The organism is Bacteroidota bacterium (genome assembly GCA_018692315.1).
In the GTDB taxonomy this organism is placed as follows: Bacteria; Bacteroidota; Bacteroidia; order Bacteroidales; family JABHKC01; genus JABHKC01.
The window spans coordinates 1-6,576 of the sequence record JABHKC010000067.1 but is presented as its reverse complement, the minus strand read 5'-3'; the positions used below and the strand labels follow the sequence as shown (position 1 = coordinate 6,576).

Sequence of the window (6,576 nt, the reverse complement as noted above, 5' to 3'; positions counted from 1 at the left end):
TGTGTGTCAGATTTGAACTACCACAGATTTTTATTTTTGAGTAATAGCGAGCTATTTTGATGGAATAAAAATTGAGGACGGTCAAAGATGATGTGCAGTTTGGGCTTGTAGTAGAAATATTTATGAATTATTCAGGTTAAAACACTTCCAATTCAAATTTTAATAATTTTGTCCCAATTATTTTTTTTGATAAAATGAAAAACAAACGATGATGAACTCTATTGAAAAACAAGTCTTAAGCAATTTATGGAAAACTTTATACAGCAATAAAAAATTAGAATTGTTAGACAATTTTTTCGAGGAAATAAACAACTTTAAGAACTCATTAAAGCTCCCTCCTCAAGCCAATGAATGGTACAAAGATGCAATTGTATATTCGCTATATGTCGATTTGTTCAACACCGATTTCAAAGGGCTGGAAGCAAAACTCGACTATTTGCAAGATTTAGGCGTGAGCTGTCTATGGCTTTTACCAATTCTCGACTCGCCAATGAAAGATGCAGGTTTCGATATCAAAAACTACGACAAAATCAGGCCCGAACTTCTCGGGCTGGCCGCAGAAGCCGACGAAGCAGAAAAAGAAACTGTTTTTTTGAATTTTCTGAAAAAAGCACAAACTAAAAACATTCAGGTAATTTTCGATATTGCAATAAATCACACTTCCGTTGAACACCCGTGGTTTCAAGAATCCCGAAAATCTGTTGATAATCCTTTTCGGGATTATTATATTTGGAACAAAGACACAAACAAATACGAAGATGCACGCCTGATATTTAAAGGAATGTGCCCGAGCAATTGGGAAAAAGATGGTGATTACTATTTCTTCCATCGATTTTTTGAACATCAACCCGATTTGAATTACAAAAATCCTGAAGTCCTGCTGGCAATGACCCGAAACTTACTTTTCTGGCTGCAAAAAGGAGTTGCAGGATTTAGAGCCGATGCAATTCCATATTTATGGAAGGAAGAAAACACCGATTGCGAAAACCTTCCAAAAACTCATACTGTAGTAAAATTCTTTAGAGCAATTTTAGATTTTGTTCAACCAAATACTTTGCTACTTGCCGAGGCATGTCAAAAGCCTGCTGAAGTTATAAAATATTTTGGCAATGAAGACGAATGCCATGCCGGATATCATTTTCCATTGATGCCACAAATTTTTAAGGCTCTGGCACAGGAAAATTCAAATCCTATCAAAAATATTTTGAGCGAAGAGGTTACACCTAAAATTCCTGAATCATGCCAATGGTTCACTTTTTTGCGTTGTCACGATGAGTTAAGCTTAGAATTGGTTTACGTTTCGGAAGAAGACAGGAAATATATTCACGAAAACTATTGCCACGAGCCACTATGGAATTTTAGGCTTGGCGAGGGAGTTTCTGCCCGCCTTGCAAATTTGTTTAAATTCGATGACAAAAAAATCGGATTGGCATTTTCAATTATGCTCAGCTTGCCCGGTACACCTATTATATATTATGGCGACGAGTTCGGAAAAGCAAATGATGAGAATTATTACGAAGAGCAAAAAAAAGAAACTGGTTACGACGATACCAGATACCTTGTTCGTGGACGAATAGACTGGCAAAATGTTGAAAACGAACTCGCCAAAAAAGAATCGTTTAGCTCAAAAATTTATAGCCAACTGAAAAGCCAAATTCAGAATAGAAAAAATTGGAAATGCTTCAGTCGCGGCAAAATTGAATGGGTAAATCTTGAAAACCTACAAAACAGAAACTACGATGACATTCTTGCATACAAACGAGAATTTAAAGATGAAATAGTTCTTGTAATTCAAAACTTATCCTCTTCAAAAAAATTAGTAAGCTTACCGACATACAATTTACCAAAATTTGATATTCTTGGGCAAGCAATAAATAATAAACAGAATAGTGATTTTGAAATTGAAGGTTATGGGTATTATTGGATAAATATTTCAACACATTCGAAATAGTACCTCTAAATAGTGCCTCTAAGAAAATATTTCAGGAAATTACATCAAACATTTGAATATTCTTATCTGTTAAAATAATTGTGAGTAGTATAATTTTCTATTGGATAATGCATAAAACTACCAATTTGTAAATTCATAAAATAATTTTAAAATAAAGTTTTTTGTTTTAGAAAATTAATTCTACTTTTGCGAGCTATTAAAATTTGAAGTTAAAATTGTGTATTTAAGTATTAATTAAAAAGTTAGGGAGTAAAGTGGATACATTAAGTTATAAAACCATATCAGCAAACAAGGAAACTGTCAATAAAGAATGGGTACTTGTAGATGCGGATAATGAAATATTAGGAAGGTTATCAACAAAAGTAGCTAAACTTTTAAGAGGAAAATACAAACCTGAATTTACTCCTCATGTAGATTGCGGAGACAATGTAATTGTAATAAATTCTGAAAAAGTTATATTGACAGGAAACAAAATGACTGACAGAGAACACTTTTCGCATTCTGGTTATCCCGGAGGGCAAAAAAGAATTTCTCCTGAAGCTATAAAAGCAAAAGACCCCAGAAAGCTGGTAGAACATGCTGTGAAAGGAATGCTTCCTAAAAACAGATTAGGCAGTGCATTGTTTCGTAACCTTAAAGTTTACGTAGGCGAAAATCATCCGCACGAAGCTCAAAATGCTAAAAAAATTGATTTAAATACTCTTAAATAAAAACAATGGAAGTAATTAACGCAATAGGAAGAAGAAAATCGGCAATAGCACGAGTATTTGTTAGTGAAGGAAAAGGAAAAATCATGGTAAATAATCGTGAAATTCAAGATTATTTCACACTCGGACAATTACAATATATTGTACGTCAGCCATTAAGTGCCTTAGAAGCAAACGAAAAATATGATATAAAAGCCAATTTAGACGGTGGTGGAATCAAAGGTCAGGCAGAAGCTCTACGCTTAGCAATAGCAAGAGCTATGGTAAAAATAAATGCCGAAGACAAAACAACTCTTAAAGGGAAAAATTTACTAACAAGAGATTCCAGAGTTGTAGAAAGGAAAAAACCAGGCCAGAAAAAAGCCCGTAAGAAATTCCAATTCAGTAAACGATAATCTACTGTTCTATCTTTGCTTTGTGCTTTTACGAATGTTTTAAATTGAAACACGATATAAGTAAGAAGTTCGGATATCATATCAAGTATAAAATTTCACAATAATAATCTATAATTGACTAATCTAAATGTTGTTTAGTATCTAAATTGCTGAGACTCACAAATTTATGTGGCTACTCGACAATTGCTTAGTTAAGAATGTAAACAAAAACTAATTAAATGTCACGAACAAATTTTAATGAATTATTAGAGGCAGGTGTACATTTCGGACACCTCAAAAGAAAATGGAATCCAAATATGGCACCATACATTTTTATGGAGAAAAATGGAATCCACATTATTGACTTGCACAAAACTGTAACAAAACTTGATGATGCAGCTTTGGCAATGAAACAAATTGCAAAATCGGGAAGAAAAATTCTTTTTGTTGCTACTAAAAAACAAGCCAAAGAACTTGTTTCAGAAAAAGTAAAAGCAATAGGAATGCCTTATGTAACAGAACGTTGGTCTGGAGGAATGTTAACAAATTTCCCAACTATTCGTAAAGCAGTTAAAAAAATGACATCAATTGATAAATTGATGCTCGACAGTTCTTACAAAAACTTATCGAAAAGAGAAAGACTTCAGATAAGTCGTCAGCGAGGAAAACTTGAAAAAAACCTTGGTAGTATCGCCGACTTGACAAGAGTTCCAGCAGCTCTTTTCGTTGTAGATATTTCTAAAGAACATATTGCTGTTGCTGAAGGTAAAAAACTTGGTATCCCAATTTTTGCAATAGTTGACACAAACTCGAATCCTGAAATAATAGATTTTCCAATCCCTGCTAACGACGATGCTTCAAAATCAATTTCTATAATTATTGAAGTTGTAACTAAAGCAATTTCGGAAGGTATTGAAGAAAGAAAAATGGAAAGAGAGAAGGAAAGAGAAGAAGCTCCTATACAAAAACCAAAAAGCGAAAGCAAAGCAAAACGCGGCGGACAAAGAAAAGCCAGGAAAACTGAAAATTTAGGTAATTAGAATAAAACATAAAATATAATAAAATGGCTGGAATAAAAGCAGCAGAAGTTAAAAGACTCAGAGATCAGACCGGTGCGGGTATGATGGATTGCAAAAAAGCACTACAAGAAACAAATGGCGATTTCGACCAGGCAGTTGATGTAATCAGAAAAAAAGGACAAGCAATAGCAAACAAACGTGCAGAAAGAGAAGCAACAGAAGGAGTTGTATTATCTCAAGTATCAGCAGATGAGAAATCTGGAATCATGATTGTTCTAAATTGTGAAACCGATTTTGTTGCAAAGAATGAAAAATTCATTGATTTTGCGAAAATAATAGCTGATTTAGCAACAGCAAAACAAGTAGCAAATCTCGACGAACTATTACAATTAGAGTTAAACGGAAAAACTCTGGCCGAAGAGGTTGTTGAACAAAGTGGAATTATTGGCGAAAAAGTTGCTTTATCTTTCTATTCAAAAATAGATGCAGAAAAAGTTGTTGCATATATTCATGCGGGAAATATGCTTGCAACATTGGTTGGATTTAACAATTCAAGTTTTGAGCAGCAATTAGGAAAAGATGTTGCAATGCAAGTAGCAGCAATGAATCCTGTTGCCATAGATAAAGAAAATGTTTCTCAAGAAGTTATCGACAAAGAAATTGAAATTGGAAAAGAACAAGCACTTCGAGAAGGGAAACCAGAAAAACTTCTTGAAAAAATTGCTTTCGGAAAATTGAACAAATTCTTTAAAGATAATACTTTGGCGAATCAAGACTTTATCAAAGACAACAAAATGACTGTTAAGCAATATATTACTGCAAATAATAAAGACTTAAAAATTACAGAATTTAAACGTTTCGCACTGAAAAGTTAAGAAACTATTCAATAATAAAAAAAGGGATTTTCAGAAATGGAAATCCCTTTTTTTATATCTTTGAGTTCATTTAAATAAAATTGAACGGCATGTTAAAATACAAAAGAGTATTATTAAAACTTAGCGGAGAAGCCCTAATGGGAAATTCTCAATATGGTATTGATGAGAAAAGAATTATAGAATATGTAGAACAAATTGCTGAAATTTCTGAATTAGGCGTTGAAGTTGGAATTGTGATCGGTGGTGGAAATATCTTTCGTGGAATGCAAGGATTAGAGAAAGGCTTCGATAGAGTGAAAGGTGATTATATGGGAATGTTGGCAACCGTAATCAACGGAATGGCTCTACAGTCGGCATTCGAATCTATTGGTTCAAAAGCTCGTCTCCTCACATCAATCAGAATGGAACCTGTAGGCGAGCTTTACAGCAAACAAAAATGCCTTGAAGCTTTTTTCAACAAAGAAATTGTAATTTTTTCGGGCGGAACAGGAAATCCATTTTTCACAACCGACACTGCCTCTGCACTGCGGGGAGTTGAAATTGACGCTCAGGTTTTATTAAAAGGAACTCGCGTAGATGGTGTTTATACTGCTGATCCGGAAAAAGATCCAAATGCCACTAAATACGAAACTATCACTTTTGATGAAGCTTATCAAAAAGGCTTGAAAATTATGGATATGACTGCATTTACAATGTGCAAAGAAAACAATCTTCCAATTATTGTTTTTGATATGAACAAACTTGGAAACCTGAAAAAAGTAATTTTGAGTGAACAAATAGGGACTATTGTGAAAGTATAGCGGTATCAACACAGGGTTTCAATCCTGTGTTTGCCGGCGTTTCGTCAGTTTCGCTTCACTTTCTCTTAGGGCTACGTCCCTTGCCCTGAGAAAGCGACCCGAAACTTCCTTGCCTGCTACTTGTCCTTTTCCTGGCTTGTGAACTGCAAAGCAAACAGCAGGCGCAAACCAATAAGGTTGCTCCTGAGGACGGGCATGCCGGTGCTGCGATCTGCCATACGGCAATTGACGGCGTCGCTGATCCATGAACCACCACGCAAAACACGACTAGAGCCAACTGATGGACCTTGTGGATTATTTTCGGGACTATTTTGATAATAATCCTTGTCATATCTATCACAACACCACTCCCATACATTTCCGCTCATATCGAAAATGCCAAGCTCGTTTGGCTTTTTCTGGCCTACTGGATGGGTTTTATTATTTGAATTTTCATAATACCATGCAACTTCTTCAATATTGTTACTGCCAGCATAGGTCGTTGAGCCTGTCGAAATGCCGCCTCTCGCTGCATACTCCCATTCAGCCTCGGTAGGCAAACGATAGTTTTGTCCTGTTTTTTCAATTAGTTTTTTCAAAAACTCCTGAACATCATCCCAGGAAACATTTTCAACCGGACAATCATCACAATCTTTAAAATGGGATGGATTGTTGCCCATAATCTCAGTCCATTGTTTTTGTGTTACTTCATATTTGCCAATATAAAAATCTGGAAGTGTTACCGGATGAATCGGTTTTTCATCATCAGAGCCATCATTACTGCCCATATCGAAAGTACCGCCTTTAACAAAAACCATTTCAATAGGAGTTGTTAAAAATTCAAATTTTTCAATTGGATTAATTTCTTTAG

The 6,576-nt window shown here is 34.8% G+C and carries 7 protein-coding genes; 6 read left to right on the top strand and 1 reads right to left on the bottom strand.

Annotated elements, in window-relative coordinates; all coding sequences use genetic code 11:
- Nucleotides 1–208: 208 nt before the first annotated feature.
- The 6 genes from HN894_05400 (at nt 209) to HN894_05375 (ending at nt 5,726) form a co-directional block, all read left to right on the top strand.
- Nucleotides 209–1,951, top strand: coding sequence for an alpha-amylase (locus HN894_05400; GenBank protein ID MBT7142753.1), 1,743 nt, complete (start codon nt 209–211; stop codon nt 1,949–1,951).
- 254 nt (nt 1,952–2,205) lie between these two features.
- Entirely contained in the window at nt 2,206–2,661 is a 456-nt protein-coding gene (gene rplM, locus HN894_05395; GenBank protein MBT7142752.1) for a 50S ribosomal protein L13, read from the top strand.
- A gap of 5 nt (nt 2,662–2,666) precedes the next feature.
- Complete coding sequence (gene rpsI, locus HN894_05390; protein MBT7142751.1) at nt 2,667–3,053, top strand: 30S ribosomal protein S9; 387 nt, start codon at nt 2,667–2,669, stop codon at nt 3,051–3,053.
- A 218-nt stretch (nt 3,054–3,271) separates the two neighbouring features.
- On the top strand, nt 3,272–4,072 hold the full coding sequence (rpsB, locus tag HN894_05385) for a 30S ribosomal protein S2 (GenBank protein MBT7142750.1): 801 nt from the start codon (nt 3,272–3,274) through the stop codon (nt 4,070–4,072).
- 23 nt (nt 4,073–4,095) lie between these two features.
- Complete coding sequence (locus HN894_05380; GenBank protein ID MBT7142749.1) at nt 4,096–4,926, top strand: elongation factor Ts; 831 nt, start codon at nt 4,096–4,098, stop codon at nt 4,924–4,926.
- Between the two features lie 89 nt (nt 4,927–5,015).
- A complete protein-coding gene (locus HN894_05375; GenBank protein MBT7142748.1) occupies nt 5,016–5,726 on the top strand; it encodes a UMP kinase in 711 nt (236 codons plus the stop codon).
- 116 nt (nt 5,727–5,842) lie between these two features.
- Here the strand turns inward: HN894_05375 and HN894_05370 are convergent.
- Nucleotides 5,843–6,576: formylglycine-generating enzyme family protein (locus HN894_05370; GenBank protein MBT7142747.1), on the bottom strand; the 734-nt coding region annotated here is incomplete at its 5' end.